Consider the following 17,772-nt stretch of genomic DNA (forward strand, 5'->3'; position numbering starts at 1 on the left):
ATTTTTCAATTCAGGAATACCTTTTGAAAAAGAAATTTTCTTTCAAATAAACTGTTATTCATAACAAAACGGCATTGCACTTCCAGTTAATTAAAGAAAATGCAATGCCACTTTTTTCTGATTTTGTGAAAATATATCCTTTCGTCAAAATGTATATCACTTGTTTCCTATGTCTATCCCCCTGGGTAAATCAATTTCCCTATACCCATTCTACGGAAACAGAAACACACACCTATTTTCGCTCCAAATCGGCAGAAACCTTTGATTTACTGGGCTTTTCTCGTGAGCAGAGCGACCGTCTCGTCTTTATTCACAATATCCAGACTGTACAAATCCGGATCGCTTTTGATCTGGCGTATGATGGCCGCCCATTTCTTTCCACCTGTATAGTCCTTTGTGCTGTCAGGATTTCCCGGATCTTCAAGCCTTTGCAGCGCATCATCATCAAACTGCTGGAGCAGATCCTCCACGCTGTCATACGGGCCGAGGAGCACCCCGGCTGCATCCGCCACATCGTCTGTAAGATAGGTCAATTGCTCGAGCAGCATGATTTGTTCATCTGTAAGATACATGATCATTTCCTCCGTCAGTAAACCGTAACCTTGCCGGAAGCCGAAATTGCACATTCTGCCTCAGCCGTAAATATGTCCGCTCTCAGCTTGTCCTCATATCCGGTTGCATCGATCAACTCCCACTGAGCTGCATCTGTCAGTCTCAGACAGATCTGTGCCGCCACACCCTGGCACTGGCTTTCCATCCACTGCGCACACTCTTCTGTAAAATCCCGGAACTGCGCCTCCGTACACACGCTTTCAGAAATGAAGATATACGTGACTGCGGATACGGTGTGCAATACATTTTCCTCCGTTACACTTTGTCCGTCTGTACCCTGTCCTAAGTTCCGGATATCGCTGAATACTTTGATCCCGCTCTCCGGAAAAGACTGTACGGCAAATTCTCTCACCCTGCTCTCATAAAGAGGTCTGACTCCGATATTGCCGTAATCATCTTCGTAATGATATTCTCCGTCCTCATATGTCCGATATACGGTCACCACATCTGACGGTGTTCCCGACGCTGGATATGCCTCCAGGTGCTCCTTCTCCAGAGTCCCCGCTTCTGCATAAGACAGATAACAGAATTTCTCCTGATATTTACTCTCCAGATACGAAAGCATCGCCTCGATCGACGTGACCGCGTTCTTCTGAGTGTCGGTAAGTTTATCATAATCAGCCGGCAGTCCCATCTCTTCCAACAGTTCTCTCTGCCTCTGTGTCAGTTCTGTGCTCACCTCTTCATCCTCCCTGTCCATTCCTGTTCCCGCTCCTGCGCATCCGGCTGCTGACCACAGACAGGCTGATGCAAGGAATACAGCAAACGTTCTCTTCCAAAAGGTTTTCCTTCTTATCCCCACTCTCATTCTCCTCCCCTGTAGAATCCTGCGGTACGTTCGTCCGCGGCGGTGAATTCCGTCTCTGCACTGTCAAGGCGTTCCGCCGTCACAGCCGCCAAGGCGCCAAGAGCATTTCCCACGCTTTTAAGCTCGGCGGCCATTGCTTCTAACTCCTTTACGAAAGCACCTTCCCCCTGCTCAAATTCCAGACGGTACGATCTGGAGCTTATCTTTGATGCAAGTTCCCGCATCCTCTCCGCCTGTATCTTCAGCATTGCCCTCTGTACTGTAATCGTCATCTCTGATATCACTGTATTTCACCCCATTTCCGCCTGCCGGGAATTTATAAAAATCCTGCAAGAGTGCTCATGATGTCCCCAAACGATATGTCCGGGTATGTAAAGTTATCCGTGTCCTCAATGTCCTGGATCTCCCTGGCGACAGCCTCCGAAATGTCCGGAAGCACTGCATCCAGCTCTTTCTTTATCTCTGACACCTGCCCTGAAAGCCGTGCAAGCTCCGTGCAGACCAACACGTCGTCGATCCCGATGCCTGCCGTATCAGACAGGATCTTGTTATATTCCCGGATACACTCATCCAGGAACTCGATGTAACGCTCTGTCTTATTCAATGCTGCGGACAGTTCCCCGTCCGCACATACAAGTTCTCTGCTCATTGTTGTGCCTCCCGCGCCGCGCGCTCCTGTTCTTCCCTGGCAGTATCGATCATGCTGTTGATCGAGTCTATGGATCTCTCGAGTGATGATATCCTGTTCTCGCAGTTCTGTATCTTCAGTCTGTACTCCGCAAGCTTCAGCCGTATCATCACATCCAGTCCGGTAAATGCCGCCCCTACGATCTTTGCCCCGAATCCGTTCAGAGTTCTCTGTGAGCCCTCCAGATAAAGCTGTGCTGTACGGCACCTTGAAGTTATGGATGAAAGTTCTGATGTACGGTTCAGTTTTACTGTATTTACATTGTGGAAATTACTCTGAGCCGTATCTACAGCTCCATCAAACCTGCGCAGCGACTCATACGCCCTTTCGTATTCCTGTATCTTCCGTTCCTGCTCCGCGATCTCCTGTTCGCAGGCCGCGCGGCGCCTGATAAGGTCATTTACAATATCCATCTTCTTCTCCTTCCGCTCTCCAGACTACAGTTCCTCAGATAGTCCGGGATGTTCCGGACACTGCTCGCACGCTATAGATACCTTACGATCCGCCCGGTATGTCTGTAATATTCAACCGTGACGCTGCTGCTTCCCGACAGTCTGGTGTAGTCGTCTCCCGATATCTCCAACCGGACACGTTCTCCCCGGCTGTCCGTTCCTGTCAGGTAGTAGTGGAGCGAAAAGATACCTGTATGCGCCTGGGATCTGCTGACCTGTATATCCGTCAATTGCGCCGTCTCCGGTCCGGACACAAGATCCAGAGCCGTGCTCCTCGTAAACAGTACGCCGATCACCACACATGCGGCTATGACAAGGATCCGGGCTGCTTTCACGGAAGCCTGGAACCGCCCTCTGGACTGTATGATCCGCACGATCACATAGATGCATACAGTCCAGATGGCAACTATGTCGCAGATCTCATCGATCATTACAAGAGGGCCTGTCTTCGGCATGAGCAGTCCCGCCGCGACCACGGCAAGTACAAAAATGCATAAAATAATCTCATAAGTCTGTATTTTTCTTTTCACCAACTTGTTATCCATTTGAAACTAGTCCTCTCATCTCTTGATCCACTTGTACTCTCCATTAATCTCCTGATAGGGTTTTCCGTTTATGGATCTATAAAAAACAATATCGCCTTTTAGTACATTCTTCAGTTTTTCTATGGAATCACATATATCTTTCTCAGTAAGATCATTGCTGTAATCAGTCAGTTTCTTCAAAGCAATATAAGCGTCATCGTCTTTCGTTATCCTAACATTAAAACAGTTAAATTCTCCTTCAAATTGAATCATATATGGTTTCGGTATATACTGGAATTTCAACAAAAACCATCCATGATGCTCCCAGGCGTGCTTTTCCTCCTCCAGCAATATTTCGTCTCCAAACTGCCGGTGCATTTCTTTCTTTACACAGGACATTGTCGTATGCCCTGACATATATCTGCCTGACCGCATGCCATAAATCACCTTCTTTTATAAACTTTCGGTATCACAGAAATATTTTATCTCTCGTCATCAAACCGAAAAGAAAACCGCCTGTTTCTTCCGCACGTTCACGGACATATCCGTTCAGGATTGATTACTTATAATGGACCAGATCGTACGGGTAATAGGGCACATGTTCCATGCCTGTATCGTCTATATTCAATATTTTTGCCACAGCCCCGGCTTCAAAACTCCAATACCCATAATATATCTTCTGGCTGCTCTTATGCGCTTCGTAACATCCGCAGTCTTCCCTGTACCAGCAAGACAAGTATTCCTGTAGAGATTCTCTTCTATTATGAGTCAGTACCACCTTCTGCAGCAAAGAAAAATCTTTCGGAAAGATCAGATCAACGTCTTTATTATCAATTCCACTCCCTGTCCATGAGTTCAACAGAAAACCCAAAAGCCAATCGTCAATGTTTGCAGCATCCAGCATAGCTTTCGTCTCTTTTGCCAATACGATATCTCCCTCAAACAAAACTCCCAGTGAGATCATTTTCAGGTTTTTATTATAATTATCCAGTTCCCCTACTTCTCCCCAGCTTTTCAATAATTCTGCATATTCACCTTCCAAAGCCGAAAGTTCGTCCCCTCTGGAATATCTGGCTGTTAATATTCCCAGCTTTAAATCATGTATTTTTGTTTTTACTGCCAGTTGCCTCTCCGGTTTTACTTCACCATTTGCCAGCTTATCTGAGAATCTGGTTATCCTCGCCTGCTCCTCTTGCAAAAATTCATTAAAATATTCTCGATCTTTTATCTGATCTCTCATTTGCAGTCCTCTGTTCCATTCTGAAAAACTTCGGCAGCTTTGACCCTTATGGGCATCAGAAGCATCGTCTCAACAAATTCTTTTTCTCAACTGTCCTCTCCTGACAAAAGCAAGAATAAGCGCGATTACCTGAAATGCTATAGCAAATACAAGTAAAATACAACTAAGTGTCAGGTTCTCCTCTGAAATGATAGAAAACGGTGTCATAACCGCAGAATCACCTGTAAGGCTTCCGCTTGCAAGCATCCACACCCCGATCTCTACTATTGCAGTTATTATTGTAAAAAAAGCAGTGAGAACACATTCTGCTGCTGCAAGAACCTTTCCTGATTTCTTCAGCCGTTCCGAGCGGGACAGATTTTCCGCAGATACTTTATGGCTCAATTTGATCCTGACATTTGCATTGATGTCAACACAAAGGATAATAATTATTTCTACTAGTGTGAATATACCAAACAATCCCACATAAGGATTCACAAATGAACACACTACTGACAGTATTAATGGAATAAGAATATACATGAACACACCTTCCGCTTTATCTGCTCCCTATCTGACTCCTGAGATACTTAATACAATGTTCCGCATCCCCCTGTATAAATCCAGTCTTTTTTACCGGCAGGATAAGATTCCCCCGCAAACATATCACTATCATATCAGGGGTTTCCAACACTTTTTTAATATCCGACAGGGATAAACATTTTTCTTTGTCCTCTATTCTGTAAAGAATATCCTGACCTATTTCGATATGCATCAGAGGTACCGTATTCCTGTAATTTACCTGATATCTTTCTTTTTCTACTTTAATTGCCCTGCTGACCTTGAATCTTATGAGCAGCAGGAGCAGGACCGGCAGAAGTTCCAGAAACAGATAAACAAGATTTCTCCGTATGATCAACATCAAGGAAAAATACAGGAAAACCAGCGCTGTTAAGATATGCGATACTATCAGGTTTTCTCTCCACCACCGTTTCAGATATTCCGGAATACATTCTTCTGTGTATTGAAATTCACTTACAAAAAAGTTATCCATTTCTGATTTTCCCCTCTCTTAATACGCCTGTAGCCCCTGCTAATCTCCTGATAAACTTTCTGTTTATGGAGAACTTTCTGCTTATGGATCTATAAAAAGCTACGGCAAAATGTCGATATCATATCTGATATTTCATGTTTCCGGCAAATGTTCTGCAAAAACATATTTTTTTATTCAAATATAATCTGAACTGTATTTTCACTCATACTTTCCTGCACTTCCCGAATGATTTCTTCTATTTGTTCTTTACTGAGTTTCTCATTCTCATGCGGTGGCTCCCATGTTTTCATAGTGTCTGTATATACTACAAATTTTCTCCCTACAAGCATTTCTCCTTCCGCTTTTATGATATAACCATTTTCCAAATCAAATTTAACATAGTTCATACTACCTGTAATTTTCATTTTCTCACCTCTCAAAAATAACATGCTCTATACCTGTTTTCGGGTCAATTGTTGTTATCTTTGTAACATTAGGATTATTCTTAAGACGTGGCAGCTCAATATTTTCCCATATATTGCCCGGTCTTAATTCTGAACCAATGACCGCTCTTATTTCTCCTGATACCTGTTCGGCATATGCTCCAGATGCCAAGTCCCAGGCTTCCATTGTACTTGGATTATTAAAATCCCATTCCGGCATAACAATTTTTTGTTTTTCAATTGTAGATTCTAATGTAACTCCACCTCTACTTTTAGCGATATTTGCTGCATTCTCAGCTCCACCTATTCCGTCTGTTCTTCCAGACCAGAAAAAAGCCGTATCAGGTTCAGTTTTTAACTTAGGACGTATTGCATCAATATCCAGCAGTGACGAACTGCTGATTTCATCTATACTATTTTTTGATGTAATAAAACTATCGTACGCGGTAGCCTCATTTGCCCTCAATTTAACCACGGCATCCGTATCCACCTTACTGATAGCGATATGTTCATCGAGTTTAATATCCGCTAATTTCCACGCGTCTATATCCGCCTGTGTCAGTCCAGGATGATCTATATGTACTCCCTTTTCCAACTCATCCCAATACTGATTATACCGCTTTGCATCAGCAAAATTCCTCCTGATAGGTTGCGTCTGCTTCCAACAGCGGAGTGATCGTCTTTTCCCTCAGTGTTTCCACAGCTGCCTTGAACAGTTCTTTAAATTCTACGCCATCCATCATACCCTCCCGCAATCGTGTTGTACTTTGAGTTTTTTCAGCGGTGCGCCCGTAACCTTAAAAATCAGTTCGTCAACGCAGTCCGCATATCTGCCTTGCGCAAGGAGCTGATTTTTCAGTTCCACAAGGCTATGTAGCAGGATTGTCCTTTCGTGGCTATCCAGATAAATGTGGAATTTCTGTTCTCTCATACAAGCCACCTCCGTTTCTTCACTTTCATTATATGTAGGAACGGAGAGCAGCTCAAATGTGCAAAAATGTATAACTATTTCCGAGATAGCGTCAGATCATACGAAAATATTCCAATGCCTCTTTTATAGCTTTTTCTTTTTCTGGCGGGCATTTCGGCTGTCTGGAGTTTTCTGATTTCGGTAGGTTATAATTTACCCTCTCAATAATACCGCATTTCTGCTTTACCTGTGCGATATATAAATTACTGACCTTTAATCCCGTATACTCCAGTACATACTTCTTGATTTCCTCATAAGTGGCTTTGCTCTCCGCAGCCGTCAAATCAAGCTCGTCCATTTTCACTTCTACCTCGATATGTTGGTCTGAATGAAGTTTGGACAATAAACATACCGTCTCAACATGTGTTGTCACTAATATTGGAATACACATCCTTCACCTTGTCACTGACATCGGAACACATTTTTTTCGCTTTGTCCCCGACACCAACGGACTTTCCAAAACGCTTCTTTGCATTTCCAATTCCGTTTGTAAATCCTGTTTTATATATGAAAGTGATTTTATAGGGATCTTTTTCTCCATTTTCATCGTAACCGCCAACGATTACCTTTTCAATTATACTCTCAAAGATACCTCTGTCAAATTCCTCCAGCACCTCATTTTGAGACAGTGCTTTCTTAAAATCTGTAATTCTCCTTTGCAGCGAACTTTCTTCATCTGCCTGCTGTTGGAAATACTCCAGCTTAGCTTTTGTATTACTTAAATCTGTTTTGAGACTTACGTCTGTTTCTTCATAAATATCCTGCTCCACAATGCCGCTCAAATAATTATCCAACAGCTTTTTTCTCTTATATGAAAGATTATCAATCTTTTTTTGAAGCTTGTTCAACTGATCCTTTGCAGAATTTTCTCCAAGAGCTTTTTCAGTACGCTTCAAAAATTCTTCCAATACATCCTTATTGTCTCTGCAAAGCATCCGGTATGACTCCACAAAGGCTTCCTCTATTACCTGCTCTGGGATTCCTTTACTATCCGGACAAAAACGCTTACCTTTTTTCGTAGCTTTCACGCACTGCCATATTGTTTTTTTATACTTTGAATTGCTGTGCCAACGTCTGCGTGAAAGATTGGCTCCACAAAATCCACATTCCAGCAAACAGCTAAACGCATACTGACGACTGAATTTTTCTCTTTTTCCAGGTGTAACGCCATGCTTGCGGTTTACGTTTCTGCGCCTTCTGATTTCCTGCGCTCTGGCAAACATTTCTTCTGAAATAATCGGTTTGTGATGATCATGTATATAATACCGATCTTCTTCCCCCAAATTTTGCAACCGCCTTTTTGAGATCGGATCAGCCGTAAATGTCTTTCCCTGTAAAATGTCGCCCTTATACTTTTCGTTATTTATAATTCCCATGACACTAGATGGCACCCAAAGATTTCCTTTAATCGTCATTATCCCTTGTTCATTTAGTTCTCTGGCAATCATAGTGCTTCCGGCTCCCGCTACATACCGCTCAAATATATAACGAACAACTTCTGCCCCTTCTTCGTTAATAGAAATTGATTTTGTTGCCACATCATAATCATATCCAGTACAACCCTGAAAACCAACAAGTTCCCCACGTTTCATTTTCATCTTTAATCCTTTTTTCACATAGGCAGAAGTATTTTCAACCTCCTGCTGCGCCACAGAACTTAAAATTGTCATAAGAAATTCGCCGTCTTTTATGGTATTGATTTTTTCTACTTCAAAATAAATTGCGATATTTCTCTCTTTCAGCATGCGAACATATTTTAAAGTATCCAGCGTATTTCTGGCAAAACGTGGGATACTTTTTGCGATGATTAGATCAATCTTCCCGTCCATACAATCCTGGATCAGCCTTTGAAATTCGTTTCTCTTATCCGTTTTAGTTCCTGTAATAGCTTTATCAGCATAAATGCCTGCAAAAACCCACTCATTGTTATTTTGAATGAGATCCGTATAATATCTCACCATAGAATTATAACTTTTAGTTTGATCCTCATCGTCCGTACTCACACGACAATAAGCGGCAACTCTCAATCGCTCAACACGTTTTCCGGCAGAACCTTTGGAAAAGTCATTTGCCTTAATCAATTCTATTTCCATTTTCCGCTCCCTAATTTGTATCCCTATCATAGTGTTAATTTTATTATATGTTGACACAAATGATTCGTCAAGCGGTAATATTGGAAACGATACCATAATCTTTCATCAATCTTTTCTGTATCAAAGAATACTCATTTTCATCAATCAATTTCTTTGTTAAAAGCTGTTTTAACATAGCCAACTGCATTGTATATCGCAGTAACTTTTTTGTATCCATTTCATTCTCCCCTTTCATCACTGCAAAAGAATCCTGCAGGTGGCTGTCGGGGGAACAGCCTCATTGGTATCTCACCATCTTTTCAGACCGGAGTAGCCTCTCCGGAAGTATCCTCGCCACAAAGTTCCCACACTCTGCCCGCAGCATGATATTTCTTCGCTCCTATCCATCTTCAAATTCCCTATTTGTATATAAACCTAAACTTTACGTCACGATGTCGCAAAGTGAAAATTGATGCTGAATCATCCTGGCGTATCTGCCGCCCGGCTCCACTGTTTCCTTACGTCCTGCAGGATAAAATATTCAGTTTTCAAGGTACAGTACGTTCAGGATCAGAAATAGAAAGGGAATATTCCTGTCCTTAGCTTATAGCCGGATCTTAAAATCCAGAATTTTTGTAATCAGCTTTGTCTCCATCCGCCTTTTCATATATTCATCCGTCACATAGTGAACTCTCCCAAAATCATCCTTGTATTCTCTCTTACACTCACTCTTGATAAATGACTGAAAATAGGAAAGCACCTGATTGATTGCTTCGGCGTCACCTTCGATAGCCGCCTGGATGGTTTCAAACTCCGGCGGTTCTCTATGCTTCTTAGATTTCATATGTAGATTCACTCCATCAATTTTCTCATAAGTCTTAAAGAATCATCTTTGTGATAATGCACGGTACTCTGCACCAATTTCAGGCAGGCAGCGATTTCTTTCTCCGTCATATCCAGGAAATAAAGCATCAGAATAATTTCCCGTTTTTTTATGGGAAGTTTTTTCAGTGCTTTGTATATCCATTCATTACGGACTGGAACCTGCCTGCCCATAACGGTGAAATAATCTGCTATATCATAATCATCACAGCAATACAGAGCGTCTAGGTCTTTCTGCAGAAGTTCTGAAAAATTCACTTCCCGTTTTCTCTGCCGCTCCAATTCATCAAGATAATTCAGTGCCTCACCATGCAGAACTTTAATGCAGTAAGCACAAAATTTTCTCCGCACGATTTCTTTTTCCTGACGGTTCAATTTCAAAAGGGATCACCTCCCTTCTGCTTAAAGCCGTAGTAAAAGACGCCTGATCCTCCCTTTCACAGCGAGGACAGGAGGGAAACTGACAAAAAATCGAAAAAGCGGAAAATTTTTTTAAAAAACTTTTCTCCAACTTCTCCAAAACCTTTCATCAGAATCTTCCTCTGATGATCGGTGGCCCTCGATTTCGAGGTTTGTGGAGAAAGTTCCACAAAATTCGACAAAAAATAACGCCAGGGAGTTTTTTGAGCTTCCTGACGCTGCTTTTTAGCTTTATGCCATATGGAATTTTATACCAGTGAAATAGGTATGATAATACTCTTTGAAGAGTGTACGGTAGCCCATCTGCAGATAAAATTTTTTTAACTGATCACCTAGACCAACCCTTTTTCTTTTCTTCAAAACAAAACCATCCATGTTTCTCCTGACGGCAGAACACAGATGGGAAACGCAAATAAGCCCTGCTGTGAAAAGCCGTTTTTTTTAATTGGCTTTTCACCAAGGCTATAAATTCATTTATATATCGGCATAATATTGCCTATCAAATATGCACGATAAGGTTATGCAAAAACCTTAATCGGCAAGATAGAATATATGTGAGGTGAATAATTATGCCTAAAGACAGGTTACTATATCTGGGCAACTGCATACGGAATGCCAGAATTTCTTGCGGTCTGACGCAACAGGAACTGGCCGATCAATCCAATGTGGCCATCAAAACAGTCCAGATGATTGAAAAAGGACAAATGAACCCTTCCTATGAAATTCTGTATCCACTCATCAAACGTCTGGGAATCTCCGCCAATACTCTGTTCGAGCCGGAAATTTCTGATACAGACGAGAAGATTCAGCGCTTCATCGGAAAGTTCCAGTCCTGCAGTCCTCAGAGCCGCCAGATTCTTTTAAACACACTGAACTATCTGGCTGAGCAGCTCCTGGCTCTCCAGAGCAATCCAAAAAACAAAGATTCTGAATAAAACCAGTAGGGTTAATAAGTTTTTATGCCCTGCTGGTTTTACTCATTTTATATTATTCTATCCTTAAAAAGAAACGGCGGCTAAATTTGTCATTCGTTCAAATGGACTGCAAAGCTGCCGTTCAATCAGAACGGGTTCCTACTTATGGAATCTAAGGAAATTATATCGTTGTCAAATCATGGGGAAGTTTGTCTGCGATAGGAGCGCAGTCAGAATAGTCGTCAAATCTCGACAGAATAAGTCGAGCGGGAAGAAAAAGGAGCCCGGCAGCCGGTGAAGGTCAGCGGGTTCCCGTGTTTTATTCCTTTGGTACGACAAACTTATATCCGGTATGAATCACGGTCTGGATATAAACCGGCTGCGCCGGATCAGGCTCTACCTTCTTGCGGAGCTGGTGAATGATACTGACAACAGAATGTTGACATGTTTCACTGTCCTCATTCCAGACAGCTTCAAAAATCTGCTGCTGGCTGAACACCCGTCCGGGCTGCTGCGCCAGATAAAGAAGGACGCTAAATTCCAGATGGGTCAGTGGTATTTCCGTTTCTCCCCGGAACACCTGACGCTGATAAGGGTGGATTGTGAGGCCGGGGAAGGTGAACACTGGAGCAGTATCATGTTGAACAGTCATAAACTTTGGTTCACCAGATAACAAGGTCAATACTTTATTCAAAACCTGATCCTCGTCATCCTTGAAAGTTAAAATCATTACTTTCCCATGTAAACACCTCCCTTTCAATTTGTGGTATGCTGATTGCATTTAAAATAAGAGCATATTTTGAATCTTTTAATTATCCCCAATATTCTATTTTTAGGATTATTTGCTTTTATTTTGGATAATCAAAATTAGCAATGATAGAAATAGTGTGGACAATAACACAATACCCACAATTTCTGGCCGGAAGTCGGTTGTTGTACTTCCTGTATCTCCTGAATATTGAATAATCGACAATCCTGCGCTTATAGGGTAATAATCCTGAAATCCGTGTCCAGCCAATGGGATTCCTAAGAATCCATACACAAATACAAGAACTGTCCCTACCCAAAAACGGTTTTTAGCAGCCCCGCACCAACAAACAAACGGCAGTATGGAAATACAGATACAAAGTCCCATCCCGCAGATTTGAATGAGTGCCTTTATTACTGCCATACCGTTCAAACCACCGGGATAAAAAATCGCACTTATTCCTGTCGCCAGAAGAAAGCTATAACAACTGTAAAGAATAGATAATATAAGCAAAGCGCCGATTTTCCCCAGCATCAATTTCTTGTAAGAAATGGGGATCGTAAATATTTCTTTCAGCGTATCGTCCGTGTATTCCCGGTTTATCATGTAACCGCCCAGCAGCATCAGTGTAACAGGAAGGAAAAAGCCCATATTGTTCCAAATTACCCCGTTTACCAAATTGGCATACCCATAATCAGTAATAGGGGCGTTTAAGGATTCCTGCTGCAATACGGACAGCAGAGGCGAACACAACAGCGTTATGATCCCTACCCAAAGGATGTTACACCGCTTTAATTTTATAAATTCATCTTTTATCAAACGCATACCATTCACCGCTAATTATCCCATTTTCTAAAGCGATTACAGATGATCCAACCAAATGCCACCGTATATATCAGGAGATATATCACACAGAAGATTGTGCTTACCGAGCTTGGCCCTATATCAAATGGGTAGCTTGCCGTATCTAAATTTTGAAAAAAAGGAAGGAGCCATCTGTTAATTACGTTTACAGGTAATATCATAAAAACATTGGGAGCAGCCGTCCGAATGGTTGCATTAGTAATGATGAATCCCATAACCGCATACAAGAAAGAACATAATACAGAGAAAATGTAATTCCTATTGAATACGACAATAAGGGCAATGCAAGGAAGGGAGGCAACCCATACCATAATTCCCGCAGCAATACAGAACAATAATTTAATTGCAAACTGCTCCACCGTCATGTGACCGATCAACGAAAATACTACCGTTGATACGAACGCCAAAATTGAATAGAGAACAGAAACAACTAATAGCACGATCAGTTTTGAAGAAGCCAGCATATTCATCGAAACAGGAACGATCTTCAATGATTTCAATGTGTTGTTATCGCGTTCTTCAAAAAACAGCATTGCCGCCACAATACAGAGGACAGGGATCAGAAGCATAAGCTGTCCCAAGTTGATAACAGACTTATATAAAAAATCGTACCCTTGCCCGGTTCTTGCCGCCAAGAGGGAGATAGGCGCAGGCAAAATCACCGCAGCCAAAGTAGCAATCAGGATAAACGGACGCCGCCGCATCTTAGAAAATTCTATCTTGAGCATTTTAAGCAATCCCAACACCCCCTGTGATCTCCTTGAAATAATCCTCCAGGGTGTCATGGCAAAGCTGGGAGCCGATAACCGCCACATCCTGCATTACCAAAAATTTATTTATTGCCGCCACATCAAGGGCAGTGTCATAAAGCCGCAAAGTATGTTCATCCTGCATGGCATAATCCTTCACATGAAATTCATGCTCTAAAAGCAGAGAGGCCTTTGACGCATCAGACACTTGGAGCAGGATATACTTGCGGTTTTTCTTTTCCAGTTCTTCCATGCTGCTTTCTTCCAGCAATACACCGTGGTCGATGATTCCGATGTCGTCTGCCAGCAGAGAAATTTCAGAAAGGATATGGCTGGAAATTAAAATGGTCTTACCGCGCTCGACACTTAAATCCTTGATGAAATTGCGTACTTCGGCAATACCAATGGGATCAAGCCCATTGGTTGGCTCGTCCAATATCAGCAATTCCGGATCATGCAGGATTGCGTTGGCTATGCCAAGGCGCTGTTTCATACCAAGAGAATATTTGCTGAATAGCTTTTTGTCCCGATAAGGAAGCCCTACAACCTCTAAGGCGCTTTTTACCGCATTATGGTGGTAGATCCCGCGCATTTCAGCGAAAATTTTAAGGTTCTCTGTACCGGTCAGATTGGGATAAAAACCGGGATTTTCAATGATTGCGCCAATGCGGGGATAAATTTGTTTCTCTCGGCCCTTGATGTTTTGGCCGAACACATCCACTTCGCCGGAAGTAATCGGCGCGAGTCCCAGGATCATCTTCATTATCGTGGTTTTTCCTGCTCCATTGCGGCCAAGCAGCCCGTATATACGGCCTGCTCTAACATGGAGATTAACAGAATTGACAGCCGTTTGTTCTCCATATACCTTTGTCAATCCCCTTGTTTCAATTACAAAATCACTCATGTGATTACCTCACTTCTAATTTTATTGAACAAATTTCCTGATAAGCCATAGACCGACCAGGTAAAACAAAATTATGTTTCTGATTTGACTAATGCCTTTATTCTTTCGATAAAATCACAATCCGTTTTACTGCAAAAATCTCCGCCATAAAGCCTTGCCTTTTGTTTAAGTACATGGTCGTCATCACCGGACATAAGCAGAAATGGAATGGTTATGCCCTCTTGACGGACTTTTTCAAGCAAATCTAATCCTGTGCCATCCCTCATGTTGTAATCAGAGCAGATCGCCTCAATTTCTTTTTCTTTGTCGCCCAACACCCGCAGGGCGTCTTTTACCCCTGTTGCCTCGTAAACCTCAAAATACTTTCCCAGAACAGAGGCCAACAATTCCAGGTAATCTAAATTATCATCTACAACAAGTATTTTTCTCACCCTTGTTTCCTCCTTACCGACAACTATCTATTTGCAATTTTACAGGAACCAGCTTACATTCAGGTGAATTTTAGCTTACAGTTTAGTAAGGAACTCTTGATATAGTTGAGTTCTATTTTATCGCTTTGCAAAGGAGAAGGCATGAGTAATTCACGCAAACAATAACTGCGTGAATTACTCATGCCTTATTCTTTCGAGTTCTTTATACTTAAAGAGGAACTATGAAAGGAGCGAATGTATATGAGTACACTATTACAAGTTATGGATGTAACCAAAATTTATAAGAACCAACCCAAGCCCGGCCTCGATCATGTATCTTTTGAAGTTAAGCAGGGCGAATTCTTAGGCATCATGGGTGCTTCCGGTTCTGGAAAAACAACCCTTCTGAATGTTTTATCTACAATCGACATTCCGACCAGCGGCCATATTATCATGGGTAAAACCCATATTGAAAAGCTGGGACAGGGACAGGCTGCGGATTTTCGCAAAAACAATCTGGGCTTTATCTTCCAGGAATATTATCTTTTAGATAGTCTGACAGTACGCGAAAATATTGCCGTCCCGTTGACTTTGCTTCACAAGCCAGCGCAGGAAATCGACAGGAAAGTTAAGGAGCTGGCTGAACTGTTTGGAATTGACTCCCAGCTAAAAAAATATCCCAGCGAATTGTCCGGCGGCCAACGGCAGCGTGTGGCGGCAGCTCGCGCAATGGTGAAACGGCCTCCGCTGATCTTTGCTGACGAACCTACCGGCGCACTGGATTCCAGCTCCGCCACCGAACTGCTTACTGCATTAACAGAAGTCAACCACACCTTGGGAACCACAATTCTCATGGTTACGCACGATCCCTATGCTGCCAGCTATACAGACCGCATCCTTTACTTCAAAGATGGACATATCATCTCTGAACTGCAACGCCACGATGCTGAACGGCGGCACTTCTATGAGGCTATCATGCAGGAATCTGCCCGCCAGGACGAAAAGCGGTAACTGGGGGTGAGCGTATGAATTTAACGACAATAGCATTAAAAAATCTGAAACGGAACTTTTCTTTTTATTCCCTGTATCTTATGTCCGTTTCTTTCGTTTTGATGGTTTACTTTTGCTTCACTTCTTTTTCCATGAATGAGATTATCATGGAAAAGATCTCATCGGATGGCCGTGTAGAAATGATGTGCAGCGTAGTCGCTGTATTTATCATGGTGTTTGTTGTGTTCTACATGTTCTACTCAAACAATTTCTTCATGCGCCGCCGAATGAAAGAATTAGGCATTTATGCTCTGCTTGGATACCGTAAAGGGGATATGCTCTGCCTGCTGACCATAGAAAATATTTTCGTCTGCCTTGGCGGTACGATTGTCGGCATTTTAGCTGGAAGCCTGTTGCACATCGGCGTAACTGCGGGAATTGTTGCTTTGCTTGATTTAACGATTGATATGGGGGCCATTCCGTTTATCAATCCCCAGGCTGTCGGCTCAATCTTCCTGTTTATCCTTGCTGTGCTGCTCACCCTTACACTTTCCAATGCAGTATTGCTCCTAAAATCAACCCTTTTGGATCTGGTGCGCTTGGAAAAAAAGGTGGAAAAGCCTGTCCGCCCGAATATCGTTTTCTCCATCATCGGAATTGTTTTTCTGCTCGGTGGGTATGCCCTGGCACTGGACATGGTTCGTGGTACTCAATCTGTTTGGACAACGATTGGCTTTTCGCCTATTGCATTGCTGACTCTGGTACTGGTAGTAGTTGGCACAGTATTATCCGTTTATTCCTTTGTCCCCTTTGTATGCCAGTGTGTCAAAAATCGCCACCGTATTCTGTACCGGGAAAATACGATTGTTGTTGTTCCCAAATTTATGCACCGTATCCGATCCAATGCAAAGTCACTGATCCTTTTGATTTTGCTGGTTGCCGGAACACTTTCCGTTTTTGGGGCAACCACGCTTTCGGTTTGGTATCCTTACAGAGCTGTGGAACGGATTATTCCGTCTGCAATCGAATACCGGGTTGAGGACGAACAGCAAAGCAAGCAAGCGCAGGCAGCATTAGCCGAAGAATTAAATAGCCAGGAATATCAGGTACAAGAAACTGACTTGCTAAAAATCACGGCCACATCAGATCACCTTCCCGATGAATACAGCATTAGCGGCGAAGAAGTGCGAACACCCGGATTTGAGTGCATGAGTCTGACCGACTACAATACTTTACTGAGCAGCCAGGGAAAAGAAAGTTCGATTTCTGAGCTTAGTGATGACGAATGTGTTTTGGTGAAATACCGGCCTGACCCTGAAAACTCTGATGTCGGTGCTGTTTATCATCTGAACATTGGTGATGGAGCTACAACAGATGTAACGGTTGTTCAGACCACCTTGGATAATCCGATTGGGTTTGCAAATAGTGTTGCTACGCTTCTTGTCTCCGACCAGCTTTATCAAACCATAGCAAACGGACAGCCTGAACAGATCACGGTTGTCAGCATCAATGGTGGAACGACCCGTACCGATGGGGCTGCCTATACGATTTTGAAAGACGCTATGCCTGAGAACATCTATCTTGCAAGCGCATGGCAACGGCAGACTGAAATCATCCAACAGAACAGCTCTACCTATCTGCTGATCGCATTTGCCACCATTATCTTCCTGATTGCTACCGGCAGCATCCTCTATTTTCAAAACCTGTCTGCCGTCACCTATGATCGGGATGATTACAACATCCTTCAGCGCATGGGATATAATAGGAATATGATAAAACGCTGTGTCCGGCGGCAGATTCAGATTTATTTTGTGATCCCTTATATGATAGGTATGCTGCACAGCATTTTTGCCATTATATGTTACAAATCGGCATTGATGGACGATGTGCTGGGACGGGCAAGTGAGGTTATCCTGCCCATAGCCCTGGCCATTGGAATTTTCTCCATCGTTTACTTTATCTATTATCAGGTAACAAAACACTCTTGCTATAAGGCAGCGATAAACTAATAGTGCTGCAGGCAGCCGGCATCCAGTATGGGTACCGGCTGCCTGCGGTTGTCAGGACCTT

At 42.8% G+C, this 17,772-nt stretch carries 25 protein-coding genes and 1 pseudogene; 3 read left to right on the forward strand and 23 right to left on the reverse strand.

Going from position 1 to position 17,772, the window contains the following annotated elements:
• Nucleotides 1-266 precede the first annotated feature (266 nt).
• The 18 genes and pseudogenes from B5G33_RS01675 to B5G33_RS01755 all read right to left on the reverse strand — a co-directional run bounded on the left by B5G33_RS01675 (nucleotide 267) and on the right by B5G33_RS01755 (nucleotide 10,084).
• Nucleotides 267-572 (reverse strand): hypothetical protein, encoded by a 306-nt coding sequence (locus B5G33_RS01675; RefSeq protein WP_087416511.1) that lies wholly within the window; start codon nucleotides 570-572, stop codon nucleotides 267-269.
• A 14-nt stretch (nucleotides 573-586) separates the two neighbouring features.
• Complete coding sequence (locus tag B5G33_RS01680; protein ID WP_087416512.1) at nucleotides 587-1,414, reverse strand: hypothetical protein; 828 nt, start codon at nucleotides 1,412-1,414, stop codon at nucleotides 587-589.
• A gap of 2 nt (nucleotides 1,415-1,416) precedes the next feature.
• Nucleotides 1,417-1,692 carry a hypothetical protein gene (locus B5G33_RS20990; protein ID WP_204247312.1) on the reverse strand — a complete coding sequence of 92 codons (276 nt, stop codon included), beginning with the start codon at nucleotides 1,690-1,692 and terminating at the stop codon, nucleotides 1,417-1,419.
• A gap of 44 nt (nucleotides 1,693-1,736) precedes the next feature.
• Complete coding sequence (locus B5G33_RS01685) at nucleotides 1,737-2,069, reverse strand: hypothetical protein (RefSeq protein WP_087416513.1); 333 nt, start codon at nucleotides 2,067-2,069, stop codon at nucleotides 1,737-1,739.
• A complete protein-coding gene (locus B5G33_RS01690) occupies nucleotides 2,066-2,521 on the reverse strand; it encodes a hypothetical protein (protein ID WP_087416514.1) in 456 nt (151 codons plus the stop codon). The genes B5G33_RS01685 and B5G33_RS01690 overlap by 4 nt, the downstream gene beginning before the upstream one ends.
• 71 nt (nucleotides 2,522-2,592) lie before the next feature.
• Complete coding sequence (locus B5G33_RS01695; RefSeq protein WP_087266988.1) at nucleotides 2,593-3,105, reverse strand: hypothetical protein; 513 nt, start codon at nucleotides 3,103-3,105, stop codon at nucleotides 2,593-2,595.
• A 15-nt stretch (nucleotides 3,106-3,120) separates the two neighbouring features.
• On the reverse strand, nucleotides 3,121-3,519 hold the full coding sequence (locus B5G33_RS01700; RefSeq protein ID WP_087416515.1) for a hypothetical protein: 399 nt from the start codon (nucleotides 3,517-3,519) through the stop codon (nucleotides 3,121-3,123).
• Nucleotides 3,520-3,643: 124 nt separating this feature from the next.
• Nucleotides 3,644-4,324 carry a PoNi-like cognate immunity protein gene (locus B5G33_RS01705; protein ID WP_087416516.1) on the reverse strand — a complete coding sequence of 227 codons (681 nt, stop codon included), beginning with the start codon at nucleotides 4,322-4,324 and terminating at the stop codon, nucleotides 3,644-3,646.
• A gap of 69 nt (nucleotides 4,325-4,393) precedes the next feature.
• On the reverse strand, nucleotides 4,394-4,846 hold the full coding sequence (locus tag B5G33_RS01710) for a hypothetical protein (RefSeq protein WP_087266979.1): 453 nt from the start codon (nucleotides 4,844-4,846) through the stop codon (nucleotides 4,394-4,396).
• 16 nt (nucleotides 4,847-4,862) lie between these two features.
• Entirely contained in the window at nucleotides 4,863-5,357 is a 495-nt protein-coding gene (locus B5G33_RS01715; protein WP_087266975.1) for a YcxB family protein, read from the reverse strand.
• Between the two features lie 170 nt (nucleotides 5,358-5,527).
• Nucleotides 5,528-5,761 (reverse strand): Imm74 family immunity protein, encoded by a 234-nt coding sequence (locus tag B5G33_RS01720; protein WP_087266970.1) that lies wholly within the window; start codon nucleotides 5,759-5,761, stop codon nucleotides 5,528-5,530.
• A gap of 4 nt (nucleotides 5,762-5,765) precedes the next feature.
• On the reverse strand, nucleotides 5,766-6,374 hold the full coding sequence (locus B5G33_RS01725; RefSeq protein WP_227709045.1) for a hypothetical protein: 609 nt from the start codon (nucleotides 6,372-6,374) through the stop codon (nucleotides 5,766-5,768).
• 144 nt (nucleotides 6,375-6,518) lie between these two features.
• Nucleotides 6,519-6,710: a hypothetical protein gene (locus B5G33_RS01730; protein WP_087266967.1), complete on the reverse strand. Its 192-nt coding sequence runs from the start codon at nucleotides 6,708-6,710 to the stop codon at nucleotides 6,519-6,521.
• Nucleotides 6,711-6,801: 91 nt separating this feature from the next.
• A pseudogene (locus B5G33_RS01735) lies at nucleotides 6,802-7,119 on the reverse strand (23S rRNA (uracil-5-)-methyltransferase RumA); the annotation flags it as partial.
• Nucleotides 7,106-8,842 (reverse strand): recombinase family protein, encoded by a 1,737-nt coding sequence (locus tag B5G33_RS01740; RefSeq protein ID WP_087416518.1) that lies wholly within the window; start codon nucleotides 8,840-8,842, stop codon nucleotides 7,106-7,108. The gene B5G33_RS01740 and the pseudogene B5G33_RS01735, both read right to left, overlap by 14 nt.
• Nucleotides 8,843-8,909: 67 nt before the next feature.
• Nucleotides 8,910-9,059, reverse strand: a complete 150-nt coding sequence (locus B5G33_RS01745; RefSeq protein WP_087416519.1) for an SHOCT domain-containing protein — start codon at nucleotides 9,057-9,059, stop codon at nucleotides 8,910-8,912.
• A 366-nt stretch (nucleotides 9,060-9,425) separates the two neighbouring features.
• Complete coding sequence (locus B5G33_RS01750) at nucleotides 9,426-9,665, reverse strand: helix-turn-helix domain-containing protein (protein WP_087416520.1); 240 nt, start codon at nucleotides 9,663-9,665, stop codon at nucleotides 9,426-9,428.
• A gap of 8 nt (nucleotides 9,666-9,673) precedes the next feature.
• On the reverse strand, nucleotides 9,674-10,084 hold the full coding sequence (locus B5G33_RS01755; RefSeq protein ID WP_087416521.1) for an RNA polymerase sigma factor: 411 nt from the start codon (nucleotides 10,082-10,084) through the stop codon (nucleotides 9,674-9,676).
• Between the two features lie 608 nt (nucleotides 10,085-10,692).
• Between B5G33_RS01755 and B5G33_RS01760 the strand changes: the two genes are divergently transcribed.
• Complete coding sequence (locus B5G33_RS01760) at nucleotides 10,693-11,058, forward strand: helix-turn-helix domain-containing protein (protein WP_087416522.1); 366 nt, start codon at nucleotides 10,693-10,695, stop codon at nucleotides 11,056-11,058.
• A gap of 298 nt (nucleotides 11,059-11,356) precedes the next feature.
• Here the strand turns inward: B5G33_RS01760 and B5G33_RS01765 are convergent, their stop codons facing one another.
• The 5 genes from B5G33_RS01765 to B5G33_RS01785 all read right to left on the reverse strand — a co-directional run bounded on the left by B5G33_RS01765 (nucleotide 11,357) and on the right by B5G33_RS01785 (nucleotide 14,733).
• Nucleotides 11,357-11,689, reverse strand: coding sequence for a winged helix-turn-helix domain-containing protein (locus B5G33_RS01765; RefSeq protein ID WP_242974398.1), 333 nt, complete (start codon nucleotides 11,687-11,689; stop codon nucleotides 11,357-11,359).
• A gap of 186 nt (nucleotides 11,690-11,875) precedes the next feature.
• Nucleotides 11,876-12,610 (reverse strand): ABC transporter permease, encoded by a 735-nt coding sequence (locus B5G33_RS01770; protein ID WP_204247313.1) that lies wholly within the window; start codon nucleotides 12,608-12,610, stop codon nucleotides 11,876-11,878.
• Nucleotides 12,611-12,621: 11 nt separating this feature from the next.
• A complete protein-coding gene (locus B5G33_RS01775; RefSeq protein WP_158229562.1) occupies nucleotides 12,622-13,395 on the reverse strand; it encodes an ABC transporter permease in 774 nt (257 codons plus the stop codon).
• On the reverse strand, nucleotides 13,379-14,302 hold the full coding sequence (locus B5G33_RS01780; RefSeq protein WP_087416526.1) for an ABC transporter ATP-binding protein: 924 nt from the start codon (nucleotides 14,300-14,302) through the stop codon (nucleotides 13,379-13,381). The genes B5G33_RS01775 and B5G33_RS01780 overlap by 17 nt, the downstream gene beginning before the upstream one ends.
• A 71-nt stretch (nucleotides 14,303-14,373) precedes the next feature.
• Nucleotides 14,374-14,733, reverse strand: coding sequence for a response regulator (locus tag B5G33_RS01785; protein WP_087416527.1), 360 nt, complete (start codon nucleotides 14,731-14,733; stop codon nucleotides 14,374-14,376).
• 240 nt (nucleotides 14,734-14,973) lie between these two features.
• Here B5G33_RS01785 and B5G33_RS01790 point away from each other — a divergent pair, with 240 nt between their 5' ends.
• Both B5G33_RS01790 and B5G33_RS01795 read left to right on the forward strand, forming a co-directional pair.
• Entirely contained in the window at nucleotides 14,974-15,723 is a 750-nt protein-coding gene (locus B5G33_RS01790; RefSeq protein WP_087416528.1) for an ABC transporter ATP-binding protein, read from the forward strand.
• A gap of 14 nt (nucleotides 15,724-15,737) precedes the next feature.
• On the forward strand, nucleotides 15,738-17,711 hold the full coding sequence (locus B5G33_RS01795; RefSeq protein ID WP_087416529.1) for an ABC transporter permease: 1,974 nt from the start codon (nucleotides 15,738-15,740) through the stop codon (nucleotides 17,709-17,711).
• The last annotated feature ends 61 nt before the right edge of the window (nucleotides 17,712-17,772 follow it).

The organism is Blautia sp. An81 (assembly GCF_002161285.1).
GTDB classification, from domain to species: Bacteria; Bacillota; Clostridia; order Lachnospirales; family Lachnospiraceae; genus Blautia; species Blautia ornithocaccae.

Excerpts from the sequence above, each read along its gene's own strand:
- B5G33_RS20990 (WP_204247312.1), bottom strand. The coding sequence starts at position 1,692 with ATGACGATTACAGTACAGAGGGCAATGCTGAAGATACAGGCGGAGAGG.
- B5G33_RS01710 (WP_087266979.1), bottom strand. The coding sequence starts at position 4,846 with ATGTATATTCTTATTCCATTAATACTGTCAGTAGTGTGTTCATTTGTG.
- B5G33_RS01720 (WP_087266970.1), bottom strand. The coding sequence starts at position 5,761 with ATGAAAATTACAGGTAGTATGAACTATGTTAAATTTGATTTGGAAAAT.
- B5G33_RS01740 (WP_087416518.1), bottom strand. The coding sequence starts at position 8,842 with ATGGAAATAGAATTGATTAAGGCAAATGACTTTTCCAAAGGTTCTGCC.
- B5G33_RS01745 (WP_087416519.1), bottom strand. The coding sequence starts at position 9,059 with ATGGATACAAAAAAGTTACTGCGATATACAATGCAGTTGGCTATGTTA.
- B5G33_RS01685 (WP_087416513.1), bottom strand. The coding sequence starts at position 2,069 with ATGAGCAGAGAACTTGTATGTGCGGACGGGGAACTGTCCGCAGCATTG.
- B5G33_RS01730 (WP_087266967.1), bottom strand. The coding sequence starts at position 6,710 with ATGAGAGAACAGAAATTCCACATTTATCTGGATAGCCACGAAAGGACA.
- B5G33_RS01705 (WP_087416516.1), bottom strand. The coding sequence starts at position 4,324 with ATGAGAGATCAGATAAAAGATCGAGAATATTTTAATGAATTTTTGCAA.
- B5G33_RS01795 (WP_087416529.1), top strand. The coding sequence starts at position 15,738 with ATGAATTTAACGACAATAGCATTAAAAAATCTGAAACGGAACTTTTCT.
- B5G33_RS01695 (WP_087266988.1), bottom strand. The coding sequence starts at position 3,105 with ATGGATAACAAGTTGGTGAAAAGAAAAATACAGACTTATGAGATTATT.
- B5G33_RS01760 (WP_087416522.1), top strand. The coding sequence starts at position 10,693 with ATGCCTAAAGACAGGTTACTATATCTGGGCAACTGCATACGGAATGCC.
- B5G33_RS01765 (WP_242974398.1), bottom strand. The coding sequence starts at position 11,689 with ATGACTGTTCAACATGATACTGCTCCAGTGTTCACCTTCCCCGGCCTC.
- B5G33_RS01780 (WP_087416526.1), bottom strand. The coding sequence starts at position 14,302 with ATGAGTGATTTTGTAATTGAAACAAGGGGATTGACAAAGGTATATGGA.
- B5G33_RS01790 (WP_087416528.1), top strand. The coding sequence starts at position 14,974 with ATGAGTACACTATTACAAGTTATGGATGTAACCAAAATTTATAAGAAC.
- B5G33_RS01715 (WP_087266975.1), bottom strand. The coding sequence starts at position 5,357 with ATGGATAACTTTTTTGTAAGTGAATTTCAATACACAGAAGAATGTATT.
- B5G33_RS01750 (WP_087416520.1), bottom strand. The coding sequence starts at position 9,665 with ATGAAATCTAAGAAGCATAGAGAACCGCCGGAGTTTGAAACCATCCAG.
- B5G33_RS01675 (WP_087416511.1), bottom strand. The coding sequence starts at position 572 with ATGTATCTTACAGATGAACAAATCATGCTGCTCGAGCAATTGACCTAT.
- B5G33_RS01700 (WP_087416515.1), bottom strand. The coding sequence starts at position 3,519 with ATGCGGTCAGGCAGATATATGTCAGGGCATACGACAATGTCCTGTGTA.
- B5G33_RS01690 (WP_087416514.1), bottom strand. The coding sequence starts at position 2,521 with ATGGATATTGTAAATGACCTTATCAGGCGCCGCGCGGCCTGCGAACAG.
- B5G33_RS01770 (WP_204247313.1), bottom strand. The coding sequence starts at position 12,610 with ATGCGTTTGATAAAAGATGAATTTATAAAATTAAAGCGGTGTAACATC.